Origin of the sequence: Myroides albus (assembly GCF_024722315.1) — a bacterium.
In the GTDB taxonomy this organism is placed as follows: Bacteria; Bacteroidota; Bacteroidia; order Flavobacteriales; family Flavobacteriaceae; genus Flavobacterium; species Flavobacterium album_A.
The window spans coordinates 3,396,034-3,422,747 of the sequence record NZ_CP102754.1 but is presented as its reverse complement, the minus strand read 5'-3'; the positions used below and the strand labels follow the sequence as shown (position 1 = coordinate 3,422,747).

General features: G+C 33.4%; 24 protein-coding genes and 1 other RNA gene. 6 read left to right on the top strand and 19 right to left on the bottom strand.

All coding sequences use genetic code 11. The features are described 5' to 3' along the window. The 4 genes from NWE55_RS15265 to def all read right to left on the bottom strand — a co-directional run bounded on the left by NWE55_RS15265 (window position 1) and on the right by def (window position 3,395). A complete protein-coding gene (locus NWE55_RS15265) occupies window positions 1-1,326 on the bottom strand; it encodes a S8 family serine peptidase (RefSeq protein WP_258204376.1) in 1,326 nt (441 codons plus the stop codon). 128 nt (window positions 1,327-1,454) lie between these two features. Further along, on the bottom strand, window positions 1,455-2,234 hold the full coding sequence (mazG, locus tag NWE55_RS15260) for a nucleoside triphosphate pyrophosphohydrolase (RefSeq protein ID WP_155091481.1): 780 nt from the start codon (window positions 2,232-2,234) through the stop codon (window positions 1,455-1,457). Between the two features lie 83 nt (window positions 2,235-2,317). Continuing rightward, window positions 2,318-2,743 carry a DUF5606 family protein gene (locus NWE55_RS15255; protein ID WP_155091480.1) on the bottom strand — a complete coding sequence of 142 codons (426 nt, stop codon included), beginning with the start codon at window positions 2,741-2,743 and terminating at the stop codon, window positions 2,318-2,320. Between the two features lie 64 nt (window positions 2,744-2,807). After that, the gene (gene def / locus NWE55_RS15250) at window positions 2,808-3,395 is read right to left on the bottom strand and encodes a peptide deformylase (protein ID WP_155091479.1); all 588 of its coding nucleotides are present in this window, start codon (window positions 3,393-3,395) and stop codon (window positions 2,808-2,810) included. Between the two features lie 144 nt (window positions 3,396-3,539). On the opposite strand from def, the gene NWE55_RS15245 reads away from it, so the two are divergent. Next, window positions 3,540-5,843, top strand: a complete 2,304-nt coding sequence (locus NWE55_RS15245; protein ID WP_155091478.1) for an FUSC family protein — start codon at window positions 3,540-3,542, stop codon at window positions 5,841-5,843. A gap of 49 nt (window positions 5,844-5,892) precedes the next feature. Here the strand turns inward: NWE55_RS15245 and NWE55_RS15240 are convergent, their stop codons facing one another. Beyond that, window positions 5,893-7,101, bottom strand: a complete 1,209-nt coding sequence (locus NWE55_RS15240; protein ID WP_155091477.1) for an NAD(P)-dependent oxidoreductase — start codon at window positions 7,099-7,101, stop codon at window positions 5,893-5,895. Between the two features lie 266 nt (window positions 7,102-7,367). On the opposite strand from NWE55_RS15240, the gene ssrA reads away from it, so the two are divergent. Together ssrA and NWE55_RS15230 are read left to right on the top strand one after the other, a co-directional pair. Continuing rightward, window positions 7,368-7,766, top strand: a transfer-messenger RNA (tmRNA) gene (ssrA, locus tag NWE55_RS15235). A 267-nt stretch (window positions 7,767-8,033) separates the two neighbouring features. After that, window positions 8,034-9,200, top strand: coding sequence for an immunity 26/phosphotriesterase HocA family protein (locus tag NWE55_RS15230; protein WP_155091476.1), 1,167 nt, complete (start codon window positions 8,034-8,036; stop codon window positions 9,198-9,200). Between the two features lie 690 nt (window positions 9,201-9,890). On the opposite strand, the gene NWE55_RS15225 is transcribed toward NWE55_RS15230, so the two are convergent. The 3 genes from NWE55_RS15225 to NWE55_RS15215 form a co-directional block, all read right to left on the bottom strand. Further along, a complete protein-coding gene (locus NWE55_RS15225; RefSeq protein ID WP_155091475.1) occupies window positions 9,891-10,721 on the bottom strand; it encodes a hypothetical protein in 831 nt (276 codons plus the stop codon). A 148-nt stretch (window positions 10,722-10,869) separates the two neighbouring features. Beyond that, complete coding sequence (locus NWE55_RS15220) at window positions 10,870-11,172, bottom strand: thioredoxin family protein (protein WP_155091474.1); 303 nt, start codon at window positions 11,170-11,172, stop codon at window positions 10,870-10,872. Between the two features lie 252 nt (window positions 11,173-11,424). Beyond that, window positions 11,425-11,844: a DoxX family protein gene (locus NWE55_RS15215; protein WP_155091473.1), complete on the bottom strand. Its 420-nt coding sequence runs from the start codon at window positions 11,842-11,844 to the stop codon at window positions 11,425-11,427. Window positions 11,845-12,016: 172 nt separating this feature from the next. Here NWE55_RS15215 and NWE55_RS15210 point away from each other — a divergent pair, with 172 nt between their 5' ends. Then, the gene (locus tag NWE55_RS15210) at window positions 12,017-12,637 is read left to right on the top strand and encodes a class I SAM-dependent methyltransferase (RefSeq protein ID WP_155091472.1); all 621 of its coding nucleotides are present in this window, start codon (window positions 12,017-12,019) and stop codon (window positions 12,635-12,637) included. Between the two features lie 49 nt (window positions 12,638-12,686). Here the strand turns inward: NWE55_RS15210 and NWE55_RS15205 are convergent, their stop codons facing one another. Next, window positions 12,687-13,085, bottom strand: coding sequence for a DoxX family protein (locus NWE55_RS15205; RefSeq protein WP_155091471.1), 399 nt, complete (start codon window positions 13,083-13,085; stop codon window positions 12,687-12,689). 22 nt (window positions 13,086-13,107) lie between these two features. Beyond that, window positions 13,108-13,812, bottom strand: coding sequence for an SDR family oxidoreductase (locus tag NWE55_RS15200; protein WP_155091470.1), 705 nt, complete (start codon window positions 13,810-13,812; stop codon window positions 13,108-13,110). Between the two features lie 299 nt (window positions 13,813-14,111). Here NWE55_RS15200 and NWE55_RS15195 point away from each other — a divergent pair, with 299 nt between their 5' ends. After that, window positions 14,112-16,298, top strand: a complete 2,187-nt coding sequence (locus tag NWE55_RS15195; RefSeq protein WP_308860673.1) for a S9 family peptidase — start codon at window positions 14,112-14,114, stop codon at window positions 16,296-16,298. Window positions 16,299-16,463: 165 nt separating this feature from the next. Here NWE55_RS15195 and NWE55_RS15190 read toward each other — a convergent pair whose 3' ends face one another. The 5 genes from NWE55_RS15190 to NWE55_RS15170 form a co-directional block, all read right to left on the bottom strand. Next, window positions 16,464-17,441 carry a quinone oxidoreductase family protein gene (locus NWE55_RS15190; protein ID WP_155091468.1) on the bottom strand — a complete coding sequence of 326 codons (978 nt, stop codon included), beginning with the start codon at window positions 17,439-17,441 and terminating at the stop codon, window positions 16,464-16,466. A gap of 69 nt (window positions 17,442-17,510) precedes the next feature. Beyond that, window positions 17,511-18,083, bottom strand: a complete 573-nt coding sequence (locus tag NWE55_RS15185) for a Crp/Fnr family transcriptional regulator (protein WP_155091467.1) — start codon at window positions 18,081-18,083, stop codon at window positions 17,511-17,513. A 93-nt stretch (window positions 18,084-18,176) separates the two neighbouring features. Then, the gene (locus NWE55_RS15180) at window positions 18,177-19,091 is read right to left on the bottom strand and encodes a hypothetical protein (RefSeq protein WP_155091466.1); all 915 of its coding nucleotides are present in this window, start codon (window positions 19,089-19,091) and stop codon (window positions 18,177-18,179) included. Between the two features lie 129 nt (window positions 19,092-19,220). Beyond that, window positions 19,221-19,910, bottom strand: a complete 690-nt coding sequence (locus NWE55_RS15175; RefSeq protein ID WP_155091465.1) for an HAD family hydrolase — start codon at window positions 19,908-19,910, stop codon at window positions 19,221-19,223. A gap of 126 nt (window positions 19,911-20,036) precedes the next feature. Further along, on the bottom strand, window positions 20,037-20,735 hold the full coding sequence (locus NWE55_RS15170) for a carboxylesterase family protein (RefSeq protein ID WP_155091464.1): 699 nt from the start codon (window positions 20,733-20,735) through the stop codon (window positions 20,037-20,039). Window positions 20,736-20,968: 233 nt separating this feature from the next. Here NWE55_RS15170 and NWE55_RS15165 point away from each other — a divergent pair, with 233 nt between their 5' ends. Beyond that, window positions 20,969-21,187, top strand: coding sequence for a putative signal transducing protein (locus NWE55_RS15165; protein ID WP_155091463.1), 219 nt, complete (start codon window positions 20,969-20,971; stop codon window positions 21,185-21,187). A 167-nt stretch (window positions 21,188-21,354) separates the two neighbouring features. Here NWE55_RS15165 and NWE55_RS15160 read toward each other — a convergent pair whose 3' ends face one another. Genes NWE55_RS15160 through NWE55_RS15145 form a run of 4 tightly spaced genes read right to left on the bottom strand, consistent with a single transcriptional unit; the run spans window position 21,355 to window position 26,708 of the window. After that, the gene (locus NWE55_RS15160) at window positions 21,355-21,930 is read right to left on the bottom strand and encodes a helix-turn-helix domain-containing protein (RefSeq protein ID WP_155091462.1); all 576 of its coding nucleotides are present in this window, start codon (window positions 21,928-21,930) and stop codon (window positions 21,355-21,357) included. 46 nt (window positions 21,931-21,976) lie between these two features. After that, window positions 21,977-22,444: a hypothetical protein gene (locus tag NWE55_RS15155; RefSeq protein ID WP_155091461.1), complete on the bottom strand. Its 468-nt coding sequence runs from the start codon at window positions 22,442-22,444 to the stop codon at window positions 21,977-21,979. A gap of 21 nt (window positions 22,445-22,465) precedes the next feature. Then, the gene (locus NWE55_RS15150) at window positions 22,466-23,545 is read right to left on the bottom strand and encodes an efflux RND transporter periplasmic adaptor subunit (protein WP_155091460.1); all 1,080 of its coding nucleotides are present in this window, start codon (window positions 23,543-23,545) and stop codon (window positions 22,466-22,468) included. Between the two features lie 4 nt (window positions 23,546-23,549). Then, entirely contained in the window at window positions 23,550-26,708 is a 3,159-nt protein-coding gene (locus tag NWE55_RS15145; RefSeq protein WP_155091459.1) for an efflux RND transporter permease subunit, read from the bottom strand. Between the last annotated feature and the right edge of the window lie 6 nt (window positions 26,709-26,714).

Genomic DNA, 26,714 nt, shown 5'->3' with positions numbered 1-26,714 from the left:
TTATACCTCACAAGATGTACTTGCTAGGGTGGATACTATCATTCCCCATCCATAAATAGGATTAGGACCTGGGGCAAGTAACTCTCCGTTATAATGTGTCATCTTTGTGGCACTATTGGCCATAATAGCGCGCATTGTAGCTGAATCATAAGCGTTGTTAGTATTCAAGATACACCATTGTTGCCAAAGGCCAATGGTTGCAGCCACAAGAGGAGTAGCCATTGATGTTCCTGTAAGTTCTCCATATACTTGGTTATCTTTTTTGTCAAAAGTCTCTTTTGTATTGGGCGATAAACTTGAATATACTTTAGTTCCAGGAGCAGCGATATCGGGTTTGATTCTAAAATCCTTAGTAGGTCCGAAACTACTACTTATCTCAATATCCATTTGACCATTGTTTAGCTCTCGGTCAATATTCCCAACTGTGATTATATTCTTTGCAACAGCTCTATTTACAAGAATGTCAAATCCATTTTTCTTGTTAATTCTTCGATGCTCGTCCCTATTATTTCCAGCAGACACCACAGGTTGATACTTGGGTGCAGCATAAGTTATACGATCAATATCACTTGCTTGTCCATAGTATGCCCCAATTATTTTTGGATCTAAAATAAAACTACCGAAATAATTAAAGAAACTTAAACCATAAGAGTGATTCGAAACCAGTAGTCCATTCTGCGCGGCATAATGCATTTCAATGGTATCATCTAACCAATCATAACCGTGAATTATATAATCGCTTCCAACCCCTTTACTTTGAGGATTAACTCCATAGGCTCCTATTGTTCCAGCAATGTGAGTAGCATGTTGTTGTCTGTATTGATATGACCACAATTGATTGCGATTATCTAAGATATCCGGATAGGCATTTTTATACAATATCCGATTTGGAATATTCTCAAATTCTCTGTGTTCCTTATAGGGTAAAGTCCCATCCCATAAGCCTATTTCCATATCCTGACCTAAAAGAGTAATGCCTTCAAATACTTTTTGTTGGACAGATTCTATTCCAATAATACCCCTATTGATAGAATTTGTAGATTCATAATAAATTGGATTTCCAAATTCGTCTACTGAAACTAATTCAGCAAAACTTCCATTTCTACTGATAAAGAAAGGGTCAAGCTTATTAATAGAAATAGCTATCAGCTTTTTTGTACGTGCATACTTAGACTTTCTTTTTAAGGAATTAGCAACAAGCTCCGCTTCTTGGGGATCATAGTTTTTAGTTATATTCCTTTTGGTATCAACAGACTGACCATAACAAAAAAGCATATTAAAAAAACAAAATAGCAAAATAGCAGATAATAAGTTTAGATTTTTCATAATTTCATGTTTTTACTGTTACTACAGTTCTCACAAGCAATATGCCATCTAAAATGATACTTTCTATTTTATATACTATTGTTACTTTAATATTTGTTTATTATACTTAATAAATTAAGAATCTTAAGTTACAAACCAATTTTCTTAACTTCTATCCAATATTGATTTAGTTCTTCAGCAGATAAGTCACTTATTACTTTATTGTCTTTGATAATAAGTTGTTCTAATTTTTGAAAACGATTAATAAATTTGTTATTCGCTTTAGCCAATGCTTGTTCTGGATCTATTTTCACAAAACGCGCATAGTTAACCAAAGAGAATAAAATATCTCCAAATTCATCTTCCATTTGTGTTTTATCCCCTTTTACCTCTTCTACTTTAAATTCTTCGATTTCCTCTTCAAACTTAGCCCAAACATCTTCTTTGTTCTGCCAATCAAAACCTACTCCACTTGTTTTGTCTTGTATTCTATAGGCTTTGACCATTGCCGATAAACCTTTAGGGACACCTCCTAAGACAGATTTATTTCCTTCCTTGAGCTTTAGCTTTTCCCAATTCGACTCTACTTCCTTTTCATCAGCTACTACAACATCAGAATAAATATGAGGGTGTCTATAAACAAGTTTATCAGACACGCTATTGGCTATATCTGCTATATCAAATAAGTTTTGCTCACTACCTATCTTAGCATAAAAAACAATGTGCATTAAAACATCTCCAAGCTCCTTTTTTAACTCTGGATAATCTTTTTGATCAATGCTATCGGTTAATTCATAAACTTCTTCGATTGTTAAATTTCTCAATGATTCAAAGGTCTGTTTAGCATCCCATGGACATTTTAGTCTTAATTCATCCATGATATCTAAAAGGCGTTCAACAGCGGCCAATTGTTCTTTTCTATTGTTCATAATTTGTTTTTATACCTAGCAAGTTAAAAAATAAAAGCCCGTAGATAAAATCTACGAGCTTTAAATTTATATTTTAGAATAAACTATTTAGCTTCTTCTTCTTCTTTCTTTTCTGCAGCGCTAAAAGCATCAGCAATCATTCCTCTTTTTTGAAGAATATTATACCAGTTTAATACTTTTTTAATATCTGAAGCATATACTCTTTCTTCGTCAAATTCTGGTAAAACTTCTCTAAAGTAAGCAACTAACTCTGGGTTTGATGCTTTGTGAGAAATAGCTTCTCCATTATTTTCTTTTGTAGCAATATTTTTAAATACATCAAATAATTTAATCTCATCATTGTATGTATAAATAGATATCTCAGACAACAAGCTAACATTGTTTCTTAAACCTACAGTACTTTTTTTCCCATCTGCTATTGATTCAGCTACGAATCCTGTGCGAGTTTGCACTAATAACTCATATAAACCTGGCTTTCCTGAAATAGCTAATACTTTTTCTAAACTCATTTTATTCTAAATTTTTACATTAAGATGCACAAATATCTTAATTACTAGTTAATTTCCAATTAATTTATCTACCTTTTTTTTGAGCAAATTTCATTTTGTAATCAGTAAATATTTTACCTTCCAAAATATTGTTTAATTTTTTTGAAATAAGCTTCTTCTTTAAAGTCGAAAGTTTATCTGTAAACAGCACACCTTCAATGTGATCGTATTCATGTTGAATAACTCTTGCAGCTAAACCGTCAAATACTTCTTCATGTTTAACGAAATTTTCATCATAATATTCTATGGTGATTCTTTCTTTTCGTTTAACTCCTTCGTGTATATCTGGAATACTTAAACATCCTTCATTAAACACCCATTCTTCTCCTTCTTCTTTTAAGATCTTAGCATTGATGAATGTTTTCTTTAAAGTCTTTAAAAATGCTGCTTCTTCCTCTGTATTCCCGTCTAATTCAGCAAAAGGAGCTGCGTCAATTACAAATAGGCGAATAGGTAGTCCTACTTGTGGAGCAGCTAATCCAACACCACTTGCAGAATACATCGTTTCGTACATATTATTCACTAACTCTTTTAATTCGGGGTAATCTTGGGTTATATTCTCTCCTACTTTTCTTAAGACAGGATCGCCATACCCAACTACTGACAATATCATAATTATTATTTTTCTCGAAAATTGAGTAGCAAAATTAAGGAAAAATAAGCGAATAAATAATCTTCTAAATTATTTTTGATGTTTAAATTGTTTTATCTTGCTTACTGAAAAAGTAGACTCACGCTATAATACCTCAAACAAGTTATGCTAACTAAAGCAAGAAAATATACAGACAATTCACACCTTGGAGATTCATTAAAAATTACAATATCAGCAGTTATTCCTTTTTTGGTTTTAATGCCTTACAAAGAATTTAACTGGGCCTTTGCTGCAGCTATGGGAGCCATGCTTACCGCACCAGTAGATATTCCGAGTAATTTAAAGGATAAGGTAGTCGGATTATTTGTAGGTGCTTTTACTGTCCCTGCTGTTACTCTTGTGCTGTCTCTAACGAATAATCATTGGTACTTCTACCCTATTTTTATCTTTATTCTATTTTCTTTAAGCATGATTTCCGTTTACGGACATCGTGCCAATATGCTCTCTTTTACTGGCCTATTAGCAGCAAGTTTAGGTTTGGCTCACAACTATGAGGGAAATGCTTTACTAATGCACTGTTTAATGTTATTATTGGGTGGATTGCTTTATTTATTGGTTGCAGTTATTTTTTACTTTATTAGACCTCGTAGATATGGAGTTTTACAAACTTCAGAATGTATGACACTTACAGCCGATTACTTAAAGTATCGCGCTATGCTGTGGTCTGAGAAAGCTGATACTCAAAAGATAGTTGAAGAACAGTTAAAAATTCAAGTTAGTCTGAACGAAGTACACGAAAACTTACGTGAGTTTTTAGTCAGAAATAAAGCAAACTCAAGTAACTCCTCAAATAATAGACGCCTATTGGTTGCATTCTCTACCCTGGTTGAAATATTAGAGATTGCAGCTTCTACTTCTTTCGATCACAAAAAATTAAGAGAGTATTTTAAAGATAGAATTGATATTATCGAAGATTATCAAAAGTTGGCTCAAGACTTTTCTCTAACAATTCAAGAGTTAGGTGAAGCGTTAAATATGGGGTTAAAGTATCAACCAAAGTATAAGTTAGACCAACAAATTGAATTATTACAAAACAAATTAAGTGAGTTTTCAACAGAAAATACCTCTGAGAATAAAATGGAAGCAGTACTGATGTATTCTAATGTTCTTCATTATGCTCAAAGCCAAATTGCTAAAATCCATATCTTAGAGAAGATTCTAATTGAAAAAGCTTTTACTACAGATGTAAAAGAGAAGTTTAAAGATTTGGAAAAGTTCCTTACTCCAGTTCACTACCGTTGGGAGACTTTGAGAGAAAACTTAAACTTTACTTCAACGATCTTTAGACATGCAACAAGATTAACACTAACCATTTTAGTTGGTTTTATTATAGGTAAAGCTTTTGCTTTATTAAACGCATATTGGATTTTATTAACCATTGTGGTAATCATGAGACCTGGTTTTGGATTGACCAAACAGCGCGCCTTTGAACGCGTTATAGGTACAGTTATAGGGGGATTACTTGCCTTGGGATTATTGTTATTTATAGACAATGTATCAGTAATTGCCTACTTAACAATTTTTACCATGATTATAGGGTATTGGTTTTCTCATACTGATTATAAAGTAGGTGTTACCTTCATTACCATGTACGTTGTACTCATCTATGCTATATTGACACCAAATTTTATGGATTTATTACTCTATAGAATTGTAGATACTGTAATTGGGGCTGTTTTAGCTTTTGGAGCAAATTATCTATTATGGCCTTCATGGGAGTTTTTAAATGTCAATACACATCTTTCTAAATCTGTAAAAGCAAATAAAGATTATGTGAAAGAGATTACTTTACTATATAATGAGAAAGGTGAAGTTACCCTCCCTTATAAATTAGCTCGTAAATACGCTTTTATTGAAATAGGAAATTTAATGGCATCGTTCCAAAGAATGATACAAGAACCTAAATCTAAGCAGACTCTACGATCTGAAATATACGAATTAGCAGTACTTAATCACACTTTTTTATCAACAGCAGCCTCTATTGGTATCTATGTTCAACACAAACACACCACTAAGGCTTCGGAAGCTTTTAATATTGTTATGGATTATATTGATAAGAACTTAGATATGTCTGTGGAGTATTTAGAACAATATAATGTAGCTAATTTGCATGAAAATTTAGTGACAGATTCTATCCTTGCGAGCTATAATGTCAGTCTTGAATACCTGAAAAACTTAAGGGAATATGAATTAAAGAAAAAGTATTCAGATGATGAGGAAATAAAAAACTTAATGGAAGAATCTATTTTAGTGATTGAACAGCTAATGTGGTTGGCTCAATTGTCTGAAAAAATTCTAAAAATCAGTACAAATATTTCAAATAAGAGAAAGGAATTAAATGATTCTACTAAAATAAATCTACATATTCCAACAACGTTATTTAATAAGCGTAAAACAAAACTTCAATAAAATAAAGAAAGCCTTATGAAACATCTTCATAAGGCTTTTTATTTAACATCTATTCTTTATCATCTACAAAATCTTGAAGGTAACTAAACTTCTGTGTTAGTTTGCCGTCTTTAGTTATGGTTGATTTTTCCAATATTTGGTCTTTATCTCCATTAAAAAAAGCAGGTAAAATTTCTCGAACAAAAATCTCCCCAAATCCCTCACTGGAATCTTTTGGCAATTCACAAGGAAGGTTATCTATAGCCATTACGGTAATAGCAGCTGGGTGATCAAATTCTACCTCTATATTTTTACCTGGGTGATATCCATAGAAAGGATCTGCAACAGTTGAGGCTCTTAAAGTAGAAGCAATAGGTCCGTGATCTACGTCACAGGAAACATCCCCTACTACTTTTATTTGATTATGCGCTGAGTTTAGCATTTCTTTGGTAAGTATTGCAGGAGAACCCTTCTTAAAAAAGTGGCCTGTGATAAGAATATCAGAAACTCTACTGTACTTTTCAAAATCACTCTCAAAAAGTTCAGGATCAGCATAAAAATCTTCTTTGATAGCAGGACTTCCGTCTATTCTCTTATAATAGTCAGTAACTCCGATTTGAGTATAAACAGCTCTATCGTATTTTTGATTCAAAAAGTGCTCTGGAGACACTCTTTTTATCTTAATAGCATCGAGTATCTCTATAATGCCATTAGCAACTTTACCTGATCCGGTAACAACGATTTTAATAGGTGGAAAAAATTGCTTCTTTAAACGGTGAACTAAATCTTCTTTGTGTAGTAGTGTTTCCGCTTTTGCGATATTGTACAATTCATACTTTAGTCCAAATGCGCGTAATGTATTGTATGCTCCAACTATTCCAGCATAACGACCAAAACCAATAATCCTCTTATTGTTTTGATCAACAAATGTTTCGTGATCCATTAATCTTATGTTCTTCTCTAAACAAGCTTGAAGTAGCTTGCGATTGTGTTCTTGTTTCTTTATTGTGTGCGAAAAGAAGATATAAGTTTTATTTGGTATAAGTGCTTGGACAGGAACTTCTTTTACCCCCAGTAATATATCACATGAATCCATATCTGAATTAACTTCTAAGTTTTCATCCATGTATTGCTTATCTGAAAAAATCCTGATATCTGACGGCTCTATAGCTATACTAAGCTGATTATATGCTGCTAAGGCATTTTTTGCTTGTTTAGGACAAAGCACAACGCGTCTATCAGGAGGGTTCTTCCGCTCCTTAATAATTCCAATTTTCATAATAATAGTTTGTTTGGTTTTTTATAGGTTTTCTTGGTTCTCCAAATATAGAATTATTTCTGAATAAATAATTAATTGCTTTTAAAAAAAGCCATATTCTTGTAGTTAAAAATGTACATTTTATAATATAACCAAAAAAGTAATAAACTATTATAGAGTATATTAGTGAGAAAATTGTTTTATTATAAAATATATTACTTGGCAATACTTTGAAAACAGTAAAAAACAATGTATTTTTGCACAAGTTTAGATAACTAAAACACTATGGGGTCGATCGGTTTTGACAGCGAGTGGAATTAGTTAGTAAGCACGTCGAGCGTTGTTAGGTTGCTCGTAAATATCATCTAACGAACTTTTTAAACGGCGAAAATAACTACGCTTTAGCTGCTTAATCTGAATTATAGTAAGATTGCCTTTAGTTTCCACCAGGTGGAAGAGCTGAATTCTCCTTAAGAGCCTTGGTTTGTGGCGCTTTGTCAAGGGGAACCGTAAAATAAACCTAGAGATGTCTATTGTTTCGCTAGCATCTTGACATTTTAGAAACTAAGCTTTTGGTGGCTGTTTTTTGCCAAGCCAACGGTCGAAAATCTAATAAAAAACTAAGCGTGTAGAAAGCTTTCTGATTGCTTGTTTGGACCCGAGTTCGATTCTCGGCGACTCCACAGAAACAAAAGCCTAACTATTGATAAGTAAATAGTTAGGCTTTTTTTATACTCGGATTTGTACGCTTTTATTCTGGGGATACTTTTACATTCATATTTATTTTGAAGCGATTTTATATTAATATGAACAGTAGACTACACACTTTGAGAGATTATATCTAATTTTAATATATATAGATTCCTCATTTTATATTTAATCCTTGGTATACCTTCTTTTTTATCTTTATTTTTACGAAAAGTCTAAGAAATAAAATATTAATTCGAAAAAGAATGGATACTCCAACTTTTGAACTTTCAAATGAACAACGTACTTATTTAGGCCTTGAACTAGTTGAACCCCATTGGGAACGCGTTTCGTTGTTTGACAAATATTATTACTTTGAGGGAGATACGATACGCAAAGAAATAAGCGTGGGAGAACAAGGCTATACTGAGCGTAGTCTTAATGAAAAAACAGCAGTGAATCGAAGTATCCTCTTGCCTAAAACAGCTAAAGGCAAGAGCAAAAAGCTCAATTTTACGGCCTCTCAATCCTTTAAAGGTATTGGTGTTTATTTTTCCTTTTGGAATGAATACCTAACGCTGTCAAACTATACCACTCAGACCTCATTTTACAGCGAACAGCTGCCCAATCAAAAGCTAAAAGACCTACCGCTGTGGTTAGACCAATGGATCGCGGATACCACTCCTCAAGAGTTAGAAGCGATTAAACAATTTAGCCAAGCCCATCGACAGCACTGTAAGTATGCTGAGGGTGACTTTTTTACTTTCAAGATTGGAAGAAAACAATGGGGTTTTGGGCGTATCCTCCTTGATGTTCAAAAGCAGATTAAAACCAATAAAATAAAGCGTGACGAGCACTTTGGATTGACGAATCTCATGGGAAAATGTCTTCTTGTCAAGATATACCATAAAATAAGCAATACTCAAAACGTAGATTTACAAACACTTGCTCAAACACCTGCGCTACCTTCTCAAATTATCATGGATAACCATTTTTACTACGGACAAAATCCAATAATTGGTCATTTTCCTTTACAAGCACAGGAGTACGATATGCTGATTTCTTATAGTAAAAGTATTAGTAGTGACTCACCACGAACAGTTTATCTTCAATATGGGATGCTGTTTCGTACCCTAGATGTGCAAGTGTTTGATCGCTATCTCCTACATGAAGATGACAGCCTTTATCTGGGCTATGAAGAAAATCCGTATCGCAAAGAGGATTCGGGCTTTGGTTTGGATACCGATAGCCTTGAAGACTGTATCAAGGCAAACTCGAATCTCCCATATTGGCAGAGTGAAGCCGCAAAATACGACACCCAGTTTGATCTAAGAAATCCAGCCAACCTTGCTATAAAACGAGAGATATTTAAGGCTTTTGGCTTAGATGCGGATAAAAGCTATATAGAAAATTTACAACTAATTAATAACTAAAACTTAAAGTTAGAAAATGAATTAGACTGCTATGAATAAAAATATTGAAGCATTAATCAATGGCTGCGTCTCAATGCAGTAAGAATTAGTCTAAAGTATCCAACTTATTATCCATATAAAAAACCCTAACTATTGATTAGTAAATAGTTAGGGTTTTTTATATGTCTTATTTGTACATCCCCTTTTTGAGTTTTTATACTATTCATTTATATAATTCTGCTGGGAAATATCTAATAAATTGAATTAAGATAATCTGATATAAAAAGGTTTTAAAAAAAATCGAACTACCCAGAATCAATCATATTGAATACTGTCAATTCATTTTATACTGACAGTTAATTGCATCTAGTTGTATATTGATATTCATCCTAAATATTTATTCCGATATACTAAGACATTGCTTGGGGGTTTCTTGCACCTTTCTTCGACAAAAACGTGCTTTAGGCTAGTAAACCCCTAGAAAAGTGCAAGGAATCCCCTAGTAAGTGCAAGCAAACCGCTCTTATAGAACATGCTAATCTGCTTTTTTTAAATTTGTTATCTGGTTCTTTAATTTTGGTGATTTTGTTCCAATCTTAAATTGAGCCAATCTTTTATGTTGAATAAATACCTATAAGTCAAGACCTTAAAAGCTATGATCTTTTTTCTATTCTTATATTGACCTTATGTAATATAGATTTGTTCTTCTAATTACCATCTAAAGAATCCTTTCAAGGTTAAGTAAATACCTCTTAGTACAGACTCTGTATGCTCTGTATCCTCAATAGTTTGTGATTTGCGTTTTCCTATAGCTTTATATGTATCTGTAGTTGATGTAATTTCAACATCAAAAGTGTTTTCGTCTATAAAAGTAGCCTCAATTAAAAAAGGTTCAGAATGGTGAAATGATGAGCATATAAAACCATCGGAAGTCATCACTCCATCAAATCCTTGAATGCCGCCAGCTCCATATGCTTTTCCAATTACAACATTCCCGTTTCTATACAAATCAAAAGTTTGTACTCTATCTATATTATATCTCAATAATTCTTTTGAATCACTCAAATCTTTTAGCTGTCCAAAATTGAGTTCCCAAGTACCTATTGGCGAGATAGCACTTGGATTAGTTATGATAGGAAATGGTGTTTCTTGTTTTTCTACCTTTTGAACTTCAAACTTTGCACGTTCTTGCTTAGTTCTAACACCATCTATATAGATTCCAGATATTTTATCACCCTGTCTAATACCTTTAAACTCGCTGTGTAGACCAGATTGAAAACTAATAGAATCTCCTCTATCAATCCAATAACTCCAATGCGCTAATTCAGGTCCACTAAATAGGCGTACTTGCCTTGTACCTTCTTTTGCTTCAACGCCAAATAACAAAGGAATATGTACACCATCTTGAACTATAAAGTTTCCTTGCCAAACCTCGTAACCATGCTCTCCTGCATCCTTAGATTCTAACTCATAGCTTTTTGTGCAAGAAAAAAGAAGAAAAGCTAAACTGGTGAGTACAAAAATATGTATTGAATATTTCATAATAAAAATGCTGTTCTTACTTGAAAACAGACTTAAGATTTTAACTTTACTTAAAAATAGGAAAACTCATCAACACTGCAATGTTTTAAGTCTAACTATTCTTTAGAAGCATAAATTTAGAAGCTATCTACTAACCTGTATCTTGTACCTACCTTTCTACCTGACTGACGTGTTTAATAATTTCTTGAGGCGAAACTACACCTGTTTGGCGCCAATAGATATCTCCTTTTGTATTAACCAAAATAAGTGTTGGTACAGAGCGAACAAAGAACTCTTGTTTTAGTACCTTATCTATATCAATATCTACTTTTATAAAATCGACATAAGCTTTAATGTCTTCTTCTATGTGATTAATATATTTTGACAGGGTTTTACAAGGAGCACACCAATTAGCATAAAATTGTAATAATATTGGACGATCTAAATTGTCAAAGTCTATATCTTCATACATTGTTTATCGTTTTTTTAAATAATAAATTCTATTTCTATTGAATAAAAAAACACTATTAATTTGATATAACAAAACTAATAGCGTTCAAATTTTAAATCTATATAAGCCTAAGTAAATAAAATGAATATATTCTTACTTAAAGAATTGAAGGCATTTTATCTTTAGTTTAAATTCCTTTTGAAGGAGACAATCAGTAAGTAGTAAGGTCTTTAGTCAAGAAATATTAAAACTTTGTGGTTGTAAAGCTCTGAGTTACTTAAATCTATTCCAAGAAATTAGACTACAGGATTTAAAGTCATTAAGTATAAAAAATAATAGGCCACCAAAAAGGGCAATATTCTTCCAAAGTGGTCCATGTAGCAAACCATTTCCCATCTGTATAGTTATAGTTATTGGAATGAGTATGACAAATAAAATCGCAGCAACATATCTAACCATAAAACCGATTAGGAATAATACACCAAATAGTATCATTGCATAACCAGAGATGATCCCTAAAGTATAAGGATCTCCAAATAGATGTGCAAAATTGCCAAAATTCGCATTTGCAATTCGTTTACTTACTTGGTCAGGCGCAATAATGTGTGAGGTACCCGCAACAATAAAAATACCACTTAGAGCTACTCTTAATATGAGTAGAGAAAATGGGTTAACTTTAATCTCCTGTTTCATCTGTTTTAAATTATAGAGCATTAAGTGGTAAAAATAGAAACAATTCTCAGTTTGGATTGTAACCAATGTTACTTATTGAGTCTATTCTTATATATATTTGGCAATTCTATTTAAAATCAGACAGGCATTTGAAAAAAAGACTTACTTTCGATCAAAATTAAGAAGTTATCAAATGCAATGTACCTTATGTAATTTGCCTTTAGAGAAAAAGGTCGATGAGTTTTATTTTATTTGTGACAACTGTGAAGCTTATCTTAAGGATAGTCAATATTATTTTTCACCTGATAAGGAGAAAAAACACTACGAATGCCATAATAACGATATTAATGACATAGGTTATCAAGAGTTTACTTCTCCTGTAACTAACGCGATTTTAGAACGCTGTACAAGTGATATGTTAGGTTTAGATTATGGCTGTGGAAAAGGTCCTGTTATTACTAAGCAATTAAATGAAAAAGGCTATCAGATTAATTTATATGACCCTTTTTTTTATCCGAATCAAGATTATTTAAATTACAACTATGACTTTATTTTTAGCTGCGAAGTATTTGAACATTTCTACAATCCTTTTCAAGAGCTAACAAAACTTTATAATCTATTGAAAACAGGTGGCTTGTTAATTGTCAAAACTCATCTTTACACAGGGAAAACTGATTTTGTCAATTGGTATTACCGCAAAGATCAAACACACGTTTTTATTTATACTTTTAAGACTTTCGAAGTTATTAGTCAACAGTTTGGTTTTGAGATAGAACACCTCAGTGAGCGTCTTGTCATTTTAAGGAAAATGTAAAGAGGATTTACTTTTAATGTAAACCCTCTTTCTGTTCTTTGTATCGTATTTAGGCTAAAAATCCAGCTCCTTTATATAGTCTAAACTTTCCTGGGCCAATAAAGGCAATAGCTAAAGAGCTAAATAAGAAAAGTAGATTTAATTCACCTGCTAACCCTCCAGTATTTGTTGTATTAAATACAGCCATTCCGTTTACTAAGAAGATTGACATTACCATTGTGAAGGCAATAACAGCAGCCGAGAATCTCGATGCAATACCTAAGATTAGAAAAAGAGGTGCAACTACTTCTCCAATAGGCACACCTAACCATAACCAAGTAGGTAAGCCTTTAGCGGATAATTGATTAATAATGAAATCATGCCCGTGAATCAACTTATAAATTCCGTGAAAAATCATCAGTCCACCAACTCCTAATCTCAAAAGAAGTTTTCCAAAGTCTGTTCCCATAGTTTGTATATTGTTTGAATTTTTAACTTGTTTTGGTTGGGCGAATCTCTATTTTACTTGGTAAAACATTTGGATTCATCTTTAAAATATCTACTACTAACTCTCCCATATCTTCTGGCTGAATCTTCCAAGCGTCTAACTCACTTGGAATATGATTGTTGAAGTTTGTTGATACAGATCCTGGAAGAATAGTAGTTACTTTTACATCGTGGTTTCTCAAATCTAGCATGGCAGCTTGCGTAAAACCAACAACACCGAATTTACTTGCATTATATCCAGTCCCATTAGCAAAGAAATTAATTCCAGCCAAGCTGGCAATACTTATATAGTATCCTTTATTTGCTTTTAATTGAGCAACAGATGCTTTAAGGGTATGAAACACTCCTGTTAAATTGGTATCAATCATTGTATTCCAATCCTCAATTGATATTTCTTCGATAGATGAAAAAATACCTACACCTGCATTGGCAATTACGATGTCTAAATGCCCAAAAGTATCTACAATTTTCTGTACTGCTGCTTGTTCCTGTCCATAATCTCTTACATCAGATTTGATAGCCAAAACGTCTTTGCTATTAAATTCACTGACTACTGACTCTACATCTGATAATTTACGACCACTAATAGCTATTTTACAACCTTCTTTTAAAAGTGCCGCTGCCATCCCTTTACCTATTCCTTTGGTTCCTCCTGTGATATATACTACCTTCCCGTTGATTTGTTTCATTTGTATTTGTTTATTTTTATAAAAGTACAAAATAAAAGAGCATTTATTCTCATCCAAGTTTTCAAGCCTAAAAGTTCTTTTTGTAAAAGAATAAAATTATGCATTATGACAATAACTAATAGGTTTTAACGTCAATAATTTTAATATTGACAACTTATTTAAAGATTATGGTGGTAAATAACAAGCTAAATTTGACAAAGAGCTTTTGGGTTTAACAGGGGATTACTCCTCTATTTTTAAAGGAATATTGTATGTACAGCACAATTAGTTTAAATTAGCTTTTTAAACTTAAAAATATGATAAAAAAAAGCTCGCTACTATTTTTACTACTAACGGGTAATATACTATTTGCACAAAGAGATTTAACTATTGCAGAGGCAACAAGAGCACAATATTCACATTTTGCTCCAAAGAGCTTAGCTCAACCTCAATGGAAGAATGATAGTGCTTTTACTTTTGTAACATCACAAAGAGATAGTTTACTTTTAAAGTCAAAAGAATTAAAATGGCAAGACCAAACTATTCTAACAGCTAAGCAACTTGAATTAATCTTAAACCAGAACTTTAAAAACAGTCCTTTTGAATTAAACACTATTCCATTTGATTTTAAATGGGTACAAGACAATGTCGCTGTTTTTACAGTTATGGACAAAGAGAAAAAGTTTAAATACAATATTAAATTAGATACGAAGGAACAAAAAGTAACTAACTTCTTTAAATACAATAGTATTGCTCAAGAGCAAACAATATCTCGCAATGAGAACTACCTTGCTTGGTTAAAAGACAATAATATCGTGATTACTGACAACAAAGGAGCTGATATGGTTGTTACTGAAGATATCAATATTGATGTTGTTAATGGAAGTGGAAGTACTCACCGAAACGAATTTGGTATTGACACAGGTATGTGGTGGAGCCCAAAACAAGATCAATTATTGTATTATAGAAAAGACCAAAGTACAGTTACAGATTATCCTTTAGTTCAATGGGGTGAACGAGTAGCTGAAAATAAGAGTATCAAGTACCCAATGGCTGGTATGACTAATGAACGCGTTTCTTTAGTTATATTCGATGTTCTTACAAAAGAAAAAGTAACATTAGATACTGGATATGAAGATCAATTTCTGACGATGGTAACCTGGGATCCTTCTGGTAATTATGTATATGTTGGAGTTTTAAACCGTCATCAGAACCATTTAAAACTAAATCAGTATAATGCTGCAACAGGTGCATTTGAAAAAACATTATTTGAAGAAAAAGCGACTACCTATGTTGAACCTTCTCAAGGATTAGTTTTTACACCTAATAAAAAATCGTTTATTCACTTCTCTGAATCAGAAGGATATAGACAAATGTATTTATATAATACAGATGGCAAATTAGAACAAAAGTTAGGATTTGAGAATGTCATAGTTTCTAAATTCTTAGGATTCGATCATGAAGGAAAGCACGCTTATTATGAAGGAGTTACTAATCAAGGGTTAGATAGACAACTTTTTAGAGTTAATTTAAAAAAGGGAAAAACGGAGCAATTGACTGAACTTTCAGGAACACACAACGTTGTTTTAAACAAGAGTAAATCAGTTTTCTTAGATCAATTCAACAATTTAGAGACTCCTAATAAAGCTGTTGTCCAAAACACGGATAATAAGAAAGAAATTGAGTTATTTGAAGCTGTTAATCCTTATCAAGGTGTGATTAACATGCCTAAAATGGAATTGGTTAAGTTTAAAGCAGGTGACAATAAAACAGATTTAAACGCGCGAATTATTTATCCAACAAACTTTGATCCAAACAAGAAATATCCTGTAATGGTTTATGTTTATGGTGGACCTCACGCACAGCTTATTACCAACTCATGGTTAGGTGGAGCAAATTTATTCTTCCACTACATGGCCCAAAACGGTTATATTGTCTTTACTGTAGATAATAGAGGTAGCTTCAATAGAGGACGTGATTTCGAACAAGTAATTCACAGACAGTTAGGACAAGCTGAAATGCAGGATCAATTAAAAGGAGTTGAATACCTAAAATCACTTTCTTTTGTAAATCAAGACAAAATCGGTGTTTATGGATGGAGTTTTGGAGGTTTTATGACTACTACCCTATCTATCAATCATCCAGAGATATTTAAAGTTGGAGTTGCAGGAGGACCAGTTATGGACTGGAAGATGTATGAGATTATGTATGGAGAGCGATATATGGATATGCCTCAAGAGAATCCTCAAGGATATGAAAAGACAAGTCTATTGAATAAGGCGGATAAATTAAATAACAAACTCCTTATTATTCACGGAGCTCAAGACCCTGTAGTTGTACAGCAGCATTCTATGGAGTTCATAGAGTCGTGTATCAAAGAGAACAAACAGGTTGACTATTTTCTTTACCCAACGCATGAACATAATGTACTTGGGAAAGATAGAATTCATTTGAATACAAAAATTGCAAATTACTTCTTTGACTTCTTAGAAAAACCAACAAAATAAATAAGACAAGAGGCTGTTTAGTTAAACAGCCTCTTGTTATTTTATATTCGATTGATTAACATTTTTAATAACAGTTGGTTAACTTGTTAATTATTGCGAATTTGTAAATGCTTTATCGCTTGATACAATTGATTATCAAAATTAGAAAAGAAGAAGTTAGCCTATCTATGCTACTTCAAATACAAGTCTAACATTGCTTTTTAATGATTGATTCCATACTTGTGTTACTTCTTTCCAATTATAGGAAATAGTATCTAAAAAAAGTTTCTTCTCACAAGCTAAATTAAAAGCTTCTGGTAGCAACTCCCTAAAGAAAAGATCAATATCGTCTTGAGGCCAACTACCCAATCCTGAGCCTAATAAGACTAAATCAGTTCCTCTTAAAATAGAAGAAGATAACTGCAGATCATCACCAGACATAGCTCCCACATTGACAAATCGAGTATGGTGTTGATAAGCTCCTTTGTCTTTTAAAGTGTTTAGTATGACACTTGCACTCTCTCCCCATAAATAATCAATGACGATGTCAATAGGAAACTCTTGATTTAATTTGTGTATTTGTTGACTTAATTCTTCACTTGATTGAGTTAAGCTGATAAGTTGATCTGCGCCATAGTGTTCTAATTTTTTGAGTGCATCAGCATTGCGACCTGTTACAAATACTTTACTTGCCCCATAATATTTGGCCATTTGCACTGCTACTTGCCCGGTTACACCTGTTGCGCCATTTATCAGTACAACTTCTGATTTTTTGAGCTTTGCTCTTAACATCAGAGCTATAACAGACCCCATCAAAGCATTTGGTAAAGCAGCCGCAAGTGCTATATTCATTCCTTTAGGCAGCGGAACTATCTGATTTTTATCTACATAAGCATATTCACTTAAAGTTCCTTGTATTCCAAATCCATATACTAATCTGCCATCTTCAAGCTCACCTACAGCATCAGTTCCTATGACAAATGGATTGAAACTCTTAGTACTCACAGAATAATGCTTACCACTGGCTATGGCTCTATCTAAGTTTTTAATAGCAACAGCTTTAACGCGCATAAGCACAGCATTTTTCGCAATAGCCTTTGATGATTTAAAATTGGGAGTATAAGTGGGAGTTTTCCCTTTTTCTTCTACAATTACTGCTTTCATTTTGTTTAATATTTAGATTGTAAAAGTAGTAGTGGCTCTACATCTAAAGCGATAACATTTGTTATCAATTTAGCTTTTGAGCAATTTTTTCTTGATACGACTTAGATGTACCTTAGAAATTCCGATATAAGATGCAATATAATGTTGAGCAATGCGCTTTATTAATTCAGGTCGCTGCTCAACTAAATTTAAATAACGCTGTTCAGGAGTAGATTGAACAAAAGATAAACTGCGTTGCATATAATCAAAGGTACGCTGAAAAATAGCATCAATAAACAGATTTCTATAAGCTTCTTCTTGTAAAGTCTTGTCTAATAATGGTTTGAGATCTTTCTTATCAGCGACCCAAACTGTTGTAGGTTCTATAGTCTCTAACGTAAATAGACTGGGAGTACTCTGCCAAAAACTTTCAATTGATGCAACTAAGCTATTTTCAAGAAAGAATTGAAAGGTAACTTCTTGACCATCTTTGTTTAACCAAATACGCATACACCCACTCTCAATCCAAAAGATTTTCTCAGCAACTTGCCCTTGGGCTAATAAAACTGTTTTGCTCGGATATGACTCTATTCTAAAATGAGATTGATACTCTTCCAGAAATGATTTGGTTAGCACAGATTCTCTATCTATATATTCGAACATACCTTAAATGTTTTCTAATTAAAAAGCTATAATTGATTGGTTTTACTAAGATACCAACATTTTTCAATTACAGACAGAGTCAAAAAAACATACTCAATCTAATTGAACTATCTTTTTTGATAAATAATATCGGTGATATGCCAATGCTATGAATAGCGAAAAACTACTCAATAAAACTGTTAGCCAAGGCAAATTGATTACCTGTTCTTTAGAAAATATAAATACTAAGAAAGGAAAAGCATACGCTGGTGGCATCTTCATTTGAAATAGCTCTAATAAAAAGTATATTGACAATAGCATCAATATAGTAATTACAATCCAATTGGAAATACAAAGATAGAGGATTACTCCTATAGAAATAGACAAACTCAATACTGCTATCTGTTTAACTACCATTTTAATTGTATATTGTTTCATATGCAGTGTCTCGTAAAGAACCACAGCAATAGGTGGTATAACAACGTATTTCTCCTTACCAAAAAGCAGTGCAATCAAAATAGTACTCAAAACAATCCCTGCATAAACAGTCATTGCTGTAGTATTTACTTTACTATTTCTATCTATATTCTTGTTTAACTTAAATAAATAGATGCCAATCATCAAGATAAAAGTAGTAGCTAAAATAGCGTATACAAAAGACCAATGTGTTGCATTAGTAACAATAGGTAGAAAGCCAGTAGCTAAAGCGGGTGGTAAACTATAGTTAATTACTTTCATTAATATTAACATGAAAAACAATATTCCCACTATTTTAACGACATAAGGTATCTCTAACATATTTATGCTAAATCCAACAAAAGCGGTAATGGAAGGTAGAATAAAGACCTTTTCAGGTTGTCTTAACCAAGCTTTCTCCTGAAATACCCATAGCCCAATTGTCAGTGCAGCTATCTCTGGTAACACGATTTCTCTATCTTTAAACAGTACTGCAGCGGCCACCATACTAACAATAAAGGTAAAGGCTACTAAGTAGTTCTTTCTATTTGGAATGTTTAAAAGATAATTCATTTGCCTATTGATCTAAGATTATGTGGACAAAAATACTTGAAAAACTCCCTTTAACTTTTATACAATTTTGAGTTTTTGTTATCTTTTTTGAAACACAAAACTCATCTATGGTGTAGATGAGTTTTAATCTTATTTGAGAAAATCAACAACTTCTCTGATGTTATCTAATTTGTAATATCCTTTATGGTCAACTGCTTCTACTACTTCATGCGCCCAAGTTACGTGAAAGGGAATATGCAAGGCATTGGCTCCAATTTCTAAAACAGGAATAATATCTGATTTTACTGAATTTCCTACCATCATAAATGCTGGGGCAGTGATATTCAATTTGTCAATTAACTTGTGGTAATCTTCTGTCTGCTTATCACTCATGACTTCCACATGATCGAAATACTTGCCTAAATTTGAGTTCTTGAGTTTGCGTTCTTGATCTAACAGATCTCCCTTAGTTGCTAAAATAAGGGTGTAATCTTTACTTAAAATCTCCATTGTCTCCTGTACACCATCTAATAAAGTAATGGGCTTATCTATTAAAGCATGGCCTAAATCCAGAATTTGCTGCATCAAAACATCATTCATTTTCCTTTGAGTTATCTGCATAGCTGTTTCTAATAAGCTAAGTAAAAAGCTCTTGGCTCCAAAGCCATAACGACTTAAATTCCTCATTTCTGTTTCAAACAGTACTCTCGAAGTATCTTCTTTTGGGAGAAAATCTTTTAATAACTCACAAAAAGCTTGTTCTGTTTGCTGATAATATATTTCGTTATCCCATAGTGTATCATCTGCATCAAATGCGATGGTCTTTATTCTATTACTCATACCTATTAAACTTAATTTTGGCAGTAAATTTAAGGTCTTTCCAGTAGCTCGGATAAGACATTTGTCTATTATTAGAAATCACTTTAATACAATTAGTAAACTTATTGAGTATGATAAGAGGTAATTCTATTGCAAAGAGATTTCCACTGTCTCTATTTTCTTTTGATGCTTAAGCAGCCAATTATATAGTTCTATATGTCTATATAGATCCTCTACACTTCCATGTGTTCCGCCTTTTATTACTTCTAACTCGACAGGAGCATTAGAATCGCACTTTTGAATGGCATTCAGGATGCTTTTGGATTCTTTCATTGGTATAATGTTGTCCTTATCTCCATGTATAAGCTTAATTGGTACGCTTGCCAAACTACAAGCATCTCTATTTTCTCCACCACCACAAATTGCTATAGCAGCAGCTACACGATTTGGATATTTGGCTGTGTACTTCAAGGTTCCATAGGCCCCCAAACTCATACCAGTCACATAAATACGAGATTCATCAATCGGGAAATGTTTTATCATATAAGTAACTATTTCCTCTACTTTATCAGGATTCCAAGGTCCTGAAGGCAATTGAGGTGCTACTAAGTAAGCGGGAATATCTAACCCTTTCTCAATTCCCTTTAAGGCTCCATATCGCTTAACCCTATTGATATCTGTACCGGAAAGACTTTTACCATGTAAAAAGATAATCAAAGGAGTTTTATCTTCTACTACTTTAGGTTCGTTTAGCCAAAAGTGATAAGTCGTTTGATCTATTACTGCTTTTGGTTGAGCAAAACTAACCACTGTAAACAAGCAGATTAAAACTTTAATAATATGCATACTTTTTGAAGTAAATATAATCAAAGAAATTAGAGTTTTTAGTTGGTTTAGAATCCGTGTTTTTTTTAAAAAATAAATCTTTTTAAGCAAGGGAACTACTAAGTTTAAATAACTTCATAAGTGAACTCTGATAATAATAGGATTCAAAACAAATAATATTATCTTAAAAGTCTTCTTAATTGCTGATATTTTATTTTTTTTGAGTAAATTACTTTATTAAAACACAAACAATTATGAGTAGCAAAAAATTATATGCTGGCAGTGAGATAATGGTATTGGCTGTCAGAGATCTCTTAGAAGAAAATGGCATTGCATACATTATTCGCGATGATATCGAGTCTGGTATTGCAGCAGGATATGGAATACTCGGTAAAGCTGTAAATGTATTTGTCGATCAAAATGATTTACACCGAGCACAAGATTTACTCAAACAGAATAATATAGAAGAATAGTAAACGGTTAGGTCGTGACCTAACCGTTTACTATTTTATTGCTTTTAATTCGCAATTGACAAAAATGATTAAAGCTCAATAAAAAACGGGGATACTCCATACATAGCATCCCCGCAATACAAATAGAAAAACTGACCATATCAAGTTTATATGGTCACAAAAGTAAATTAAGTAATAATCTTATCTAAGTGATTCCTTTGAAAGACTTGATCTTTTTTATATTTTGAAGGAGAAACTCCCATCACATTTTTAAATTGTTTGCTCATATGGCTTAAATCATTGTAGTACAGTTTAGTTGCTATCTCTACTAAAGACAATTCACCATAAGAAATATACTCTTTTACTCGCTCAATTCTCAGTAGTATATAATAACGTTCAATAGTAATCCCTTCACTTTCAGAGAATAATTTACTGGCATAACTATATTCAACATCCAATTGTTCACTGAGATAGTAGGACATATTAATAGCTAACTTCTCATCAGCATCGACAATCTTAATTACTAAATTCTTGATTTGCTCTACTATGGCTCCACGCCTATTCTTAATTAACTCAAATCCCAAGGCTTGTAATTTCTTTTCAAATAGCAGCATCGTAGAACTCGCAAGTGGATAATGCAATATTACTTTTCCCAAAGTAACAGTGGCTTCAAGTACACCTAATTTCTTTAGTTCTTGATCTACCACGAGTACACAACGGTGGCAAACCATATTCTTTATATGTAAAACGCTATTAGTTTCCATATTTGTTTAAAGTATTATGGGGCTAAGGCATAGCCCCATGATTAAGTTATGCTTCTTTTGCTTGCGCAAGTAGTGATTTGTAGTTACTCTCATTTTCAAAGTAAGCCACTTCTCCATTATTGCCAATGATAACAATATAAGCCAAAGCTTTGTCCACTTGCTTTAAGCTAAAAGGATCTAATGCAAATCGAACTGAATTATCTTGTGGTATTCGACTCTGACACATCTGACAACAACCATAATACATCTTCCCCTCAAAAGGGACTTCTAATTGTTTGTTTCCCCCCATGTAAGCATCATTAACCATGCAAACTAAATCAGAAGGAACGTGATCACCCTTCTTATAGGAAGTATTACTTGTCACCTCTTTGTTTTCTTGTTTTGGTAAACTTTGATGTATTTCTTCCATTGAAGTTGTTTTAACAACTGTTGTGTTGTTTTCTTTTTGCCCACAAGCAATCATTAAAAGTGCAGTAACAAACAGTGCAATACCTTTTAAACTAATTAATTTCATTCTCTTTTGTTTTACTAATTATTAATTGATTTTTAACCCATCGGCAATTTCTTCTGTTGCCATTTTAAGCATTCTCATCCCTTCGTGAAGATCTCCAAATACCTCTATCATCATTGGCATTGTTCTACCTTTTCTAACTTTATGATGATGAGCGATGCCTGCTTTATTTTCAATAAGGTATAAGCCCAAGTTACTCTCCACTAATGCTGATTTAGGCACAAAGAAACTCGCCTGTTTTGCTTTGAGTTGTACAACAGCATCGGCAATCATATTAGGCTTTAGCAATCCTTTGCTATTATCTAAATCTGCTTGTACTTGTTCTGATCTCAATTTAAGATCTAAACTTCCAGCCTTACGCGTAATTATAGCTTTAAATCTATCCTGAGGCATGGTTCGTACAGTAAAGGAAACTGTATCACCCATTTGCAAATACGGTGTATTAGCCTCCGATATGGATAAGTTTAATCTCAACTTATTGGTATCCTCTACAATAAGTAAAGGCGTTTTATTCATTGGCCCTACATAAGCACCTACATCCACTTGTCTACTGGTAACTACTGCGTCAAAGGGCGCTTTAATAACTAAATATTGATCAATACTTTTAACCTCTTGATAAGCAGCTTTTAGAGCATTCAATTGTGCCTGATCTGCAAGCATTTTAGCCGTAATTTGCTCTAAAAAATCCGGAGCAATAGCCCCTTGGGTTTGATTTGCTTTCAATGTTCTATCATACGTAGCTTTAGATGAGATATAATTTGCTTCTTGGGCCTTGTATTTAGCTTCTGCACTGAGCACTTGAGCTTGTAGTTCCGGAGCGTTCAAAATCATCAATACTTGCCCCTTTTTAACTCTATCTCCTATATCTACTTTTAGATCTGTTACATAACTATTGACCTTAGCAAATATCTCGGTGCGTTGATCCGCTCTAATTTCTGCTGGGAGTTGTAATTTTACATGAGGATTAGACTTCTTTAGTTCAAAAGTCTCTGTGAGCATCATATTCATTTGTTGTTGCTCATTTGCCTGTACAGGCTGTTCTTCTTTTTTATTGCACCCAGCAAGTACAATTAAACTCAATATAGCGATATATACTCTTTTCATTTTATTACTTATTATCAACTGGTAAATAATGGATACTTTCTTTATCTTCTGGGTCTAACGACGGTGACTGTCTTGTAGATTTATTCATTACCCATGCAAAAACCATAGGCAAAATTATTAGTACAGAGAAAGTCGAGGCGAATAAGCCTCCTATCACAGCTCTACCTAATGGAGCTACCTGCTCTGTTCCTTCACCAAATCCTATGGCCATAGGCATCATTCCCGCAATCATTGCTAAAGTCGTCATTGCTATTGGACGAATGCGCAGTTTGGTTGCTTCTATAGCAGAGGCTGTTGCACTCCAACCTGATTTTCTCAAAGTCTCTGCATTGTTAATTAACAATACTGCATTTGCTATGGATACACCTACAGACATAATTATTCCCATATATGATTGTAGGTTTACAGTCGATCCCGTTAGTTTAAGTAAACTCAATGAGCCCAACATCACAAAGGGAACGGTAGTTAAAATCACAAACGACACTTTAAACGATTGGAAGTTAGCAGTCAACATTAAAAAAATAACGACAATGGCAACTAACAATCCATTAGCAAGGCTCTTCATTGTTTCGTCCAAAACAGGGGCCATTCCCTTTAATTCAACGTTTACTCCTTTTGGCAATTCTCCCAACTCTGCAATAGCTTTTTCTACATCTTGCTTTGCTCGATTCAAATCTGTCTGATGTATATTGGCAATAACGGTGACATATCCCATGGTTCCTTCATTATAACTTTCTGCTAAAGCTTTACTTTCAGTAATTGTTGCTACATCACTTAGAACTGGGCGATCTGCATTCTTAGTCAATGGAATACTCTCTAACTCCTGCTTGCTGTTTAATTGATTTTGAGGCATTTGAACTTGCACGTCATAGGCAATCCCCATCATACCTCCTACCCACATATTGCGATTAGTATATCTGGAAGAAGCTGTTGTAGCAACTAATGATTTGGCAATATCCATTGCATCTAACCCCAATTGTGCTGCGCGTACTCTATCAATATTAATCTCATAAGAAGGATAATTCATCGAGATTGGCATTTGTTGGTCACGCATATAGTCTATCTGATTGAGTTTGACCAATAACTTATTAGCTACCATCATATTCATTTTTCTCATCATACCAGATACGCGTATTTCAATTGGTGTATTGGTCCCTTGACTCAAGATCTTCTCCGTTAACTCAATAGGTTCAAAAGTTAGTTTTAACTCGGGCAATGTCTGTTTTATTCTCTGTCTTATTTCATCTTTCAATTCGTCCGTATTACCCTTGAAATCCTTAAACGAAATCTGCATCAACGCTTCGTGTGGTCCAGCATTGTATAAGTAAATCGGGCTAACAGCAAACGATGAGGGATGTTGTCCTATAAAGGCAGAGGAAATAGCAATCTTTTCTTTGCCGTATAAATCCTCTATTTCTTTCAATACTGATTTTATCTTTTTTTCAGTATGCTCAATTCTCGTTCCTTCAGGAGCGGTAATTCTTAATTGAACCTGACTTGAATTAACAGTAGGAAGGACGTCTTTTCCAATGTTGACATATAAAATTGCTACACTAATCAAAGCGATAACGGTTGAGAAGATTACAATAATGCGTTTACTTGGCATCATTCGATCCACCAAAGCGACAAAGCGATTCTTAAATTTGTCAAAGCCACTTGCCTTCTCTGGTAGGTTGTGTTTAGCTATATCGTATTTCATCATCCAATTGGCCATAATAGGAACAAAAGTCTGTGAGAGCAAAAATGATACTGTCATTGCAAAACCAATAGCCATTGCCAAAGGCATAAACAGCGAACCTGGTATACCAGTCATCATAAAAGCTGGTGCAAAAACGGCCAGAATACTGAACAAAATCAATAGCTTAGGAAAAGCTATTTCCTTACACGCATCCCAAATAGCTTGTGCCTTATTCTTACCTAAGGCCAAATGTTGATGTATATTTTCTATAGTAACCGTACTTTCATCTACTAAAATACCAATAGCTAAAGCTAAACCTGATAAGGTCATAATATTTATAGTCTGACCAAATAATTTCAAAAATAATACTGATGAAATAATGGCAATTGGTATGGTAAGAATAACAATAAAAGCTCCTCTTGGATCTCTTAGGAACATCAAGACCATAAGTCCAGTCAATAAAGCACCTAAAACTCCCTCTACAATTAAGCTCTTTACAGCATTGATTACATTGACAGATTGATCAAACTCATAGGAGATTTTCACATCTTCAGGTAAGTTTCTCTGTATATGAGGAATAGACTCTTTTAGTTTCTCTACTACATCATAAGTAGAAGCTTTACCTGACTTGGCAATGTTGATATATACAGAACGCTTACCATCGACAAGGGCATACCCTGTTGTTATATCTGCACCATCTTTTACAGTAGCAATATCGCGAATATACACGTTGTCTACTTGTCCTTTGAACAGGGGAATATCACCAAACTCCTCGACTGTTTTAAGCGTATTGTTTGTTGGTGTTAAATAGTTTTTATCTCCAACGTAAATATTTCCAGAAGGCATAGTCACGTTTTGACGAGTGATTGCCTCAACAACTTGTTCTGGAGAAATCTGATGTGTACGAATTTTATTCGGATCAATATTAATCTCTATAGTACGCGGAGACCCACCAAAAGGAGGTGCAGTTGTTAATCCTGGAATTTTAATCAAATGAGGCCTTGCTGCAAAATTCGCAATATCTTGTAATTCATTATTAGTTTTAGTATTCGATCTAAAGACCAACTGCCCTACAGGTTGAGAAGATGCGTCAAATCGAATAATAAAGGGAGGCGGTGCTCCTGGTGGTAAAAATATAACTGAACGATTAGACAGAGCGGAAATTGAGGCAATCGCTTCTCCCATATCTGTTCCCTCGTAGAAATTTATTTTCATCAAGGTCAACCCTTGTGTGTTTTTTGTTTCTATACTCTTGATGCCATTGGCAAACAACATCATATTTACATACATCTTTGTAAAATAACCTTCCATTTGTTGTGGTGTATACCCATTGAATGAATGGGCTATATAAACCACTGGCAGGTTCATCTCGGGTAAAATATCAACAGGGATATCTTTAGATGACTTTACTCCAAAGAATAACAGTCCCAATACCAATACCATAATTGATATTGGTTTGCGCAAAGCAAAACGTATTAAATTCATCTTTTT

What these genes read in the sequence shown, in the direction of transcription:
- NWE55_RS15200 (WP_155091470.1), bottom strand. Translation starts at nt 13,812, where the DNA reads ATGAAACAAATCAACGGGAAGGTAGTATATATCACAGGAGGAACCAAA.
- NWE55_RS15225 (WP_155091475.1), bottom strand. Translation starts at nt 10,721, where the DNA reads ATGAAATATTCAATACATATTTTTGTACTCACCAGTTTAGCTTTTCTT.
- NWE55_RS15155 (WP_155091461.1), bottom strand. Translation starts at nt 22,444, where the DNA reads ATGAAATTAATTAGTTTAAAAGGTATTGCACTGTTTGTTACTGCACTT.
- NWE55_RS15175 (WP_155091465.1), bottom strand. Translation starts at nt 19,910, where the DNA reads ATGAGTAATAGAATAAAGACCATCGCATTTGATGCAGATGATACACTA.
- NWE55_RS15205 (WP_155091471.1), bottom strand. Translation starts at nt 13,085, where the DNA reads ATGGGAACAGACTTTGGAAAACTTCTTTTGAGATTAGGAGTTGGTGGA.
- NWE55_RS15170 (WP_155091464.1), bottom strand. Translation starts at nt 20,735, where the DNA reads ATGCATATTATTAAAGTTTTAATCTGCTTGTTTACAGTGGTTAGTTTT.
- NWE55_RS15210 (WP_155091472.1), top strand. Translation starts at nt 12,017, where the DNA reads ATGCAATGTACCTTATGTAATTTGCCTTTAGAGAAAAAGGTCGATGAG.
- NWE55_RS15150 (WP_155091460.1), bottom strand. Translation starts at nt 23,545, where the DNA reads ATGAAAAGAGTATATATCGCTATATTGAGTTTAATTGTACTTGCTGGG.
- NWE55_RS15165 (WP_155091463.1), top strand. Translation starts at nt 20,969, where the DNA reads ATGAGTAGCAAAAAATTATATGCTGGCAGTGAGATAATGGTATTGGCT.
- NWE55_RS15220 (WP_155091474.1), bottom strand. Translation starts at nt 11,172, where the DNA reads ATGTATGAAGATATAGACTTTGACAATTTAGATCGTCCAATATTATTA.
- NWE55_RS15245 (WP_155091478.1), top strand. Translation starts at nt 3,540, where the DNA reads ATGCTAACTAAAGCAAGAAAATATACAGACAATTCACACCTTGGAGAT.
- NWE55_RS15255 (WP_155091480.1), bottom strand. Translation starts at nt 2,743, where the DNA reads ATGAGTTTAGAAAAAGTATTAGCTATTTCAGGAAAGCCAGGTTTATAT.
- NWE55_RS15190 (WP_155091468.1), bottom strand. Translation starts at nt 17,441, where the DNA reads ATGAAAGCAGTAATTGTAGAAGAAAAAGGGAAAACTCCCACTTATACT.
- NWE55_RS15230 (WP_155091476.1), top strand. Translation starts at nt 8,034, where the DNA reads ATGGATACTCCAACTTTTGAACTTTCAAATGAACAACGTACTTATTTA.
- NWE55_RS15180 (WP_155091466.1), bottom strand. Translation starts at nt 19,091, where the DNA reads ATGAATTATCTTTTAAACATTCCAAATAGAAAGAACTACTTAGTAGCC.
- mazG (WP_155091481.1), bottom strand. Translation starts at nt 2,234, where the DNA reads ATGAACAATAGAAAAGAACAATTGGCCGCTGTTGAACGCCTTTTAGAT.
- NWE55_RS15145 (WP_155091459.1), bottom strand. Translation starts at nt 26,708, where the DNA reads ATGAATTTAATACGTTTTGCTTTGCGCAAACCAATATCAATTATGGTA.
- NWE55_RS15215 (WP_155091473.1), bottom strand. Translation starts at nt 11,844, where the DNA reads ATGAAACAGGAGATTAAAGTTAACCCATTTTCTCTACTCATATTAAGA.
- NWE55_RS15185 (WP_155091467.1), bottom strand. Translation starts at nt 18,083, where the DNA reads ATGTTCGAATATATAGATAGAGAATCTGTGCTAACCAAATCATTTCTG.
- NWE55_RS15240 (WP_155091477.1), bottom strand. Translation starts at nt 7,101, where the DNA reads ATGAAAATTGGAATTATTAAGGAGCGGAAGAACCCTCCTGATAGACGC.
- NWE55_RS15265 (WP_258204376.1), bottom strand. Translation starts at nt 1,326, where the DNA reads ATGAAAAATCTAAACTTATTATCTGCTATTTTGCTATTTTGTTTTTTT.
- NWE55_RS15160 (WP_155091462.1), bottom strand. Translation starts at nt 21,930, where the DNA reads ATGGAAACTAATAGCGTTTTACATATAAAGAATATGGTTTGCCACCGT.
- def (WP_155091479.1), bottom strand. Translation starts at nt 3,395, where the DNA reads ATGATATTGTCAGTAGTTGGGTATGGCGATCCTGTCTTAAGAAAAGTA.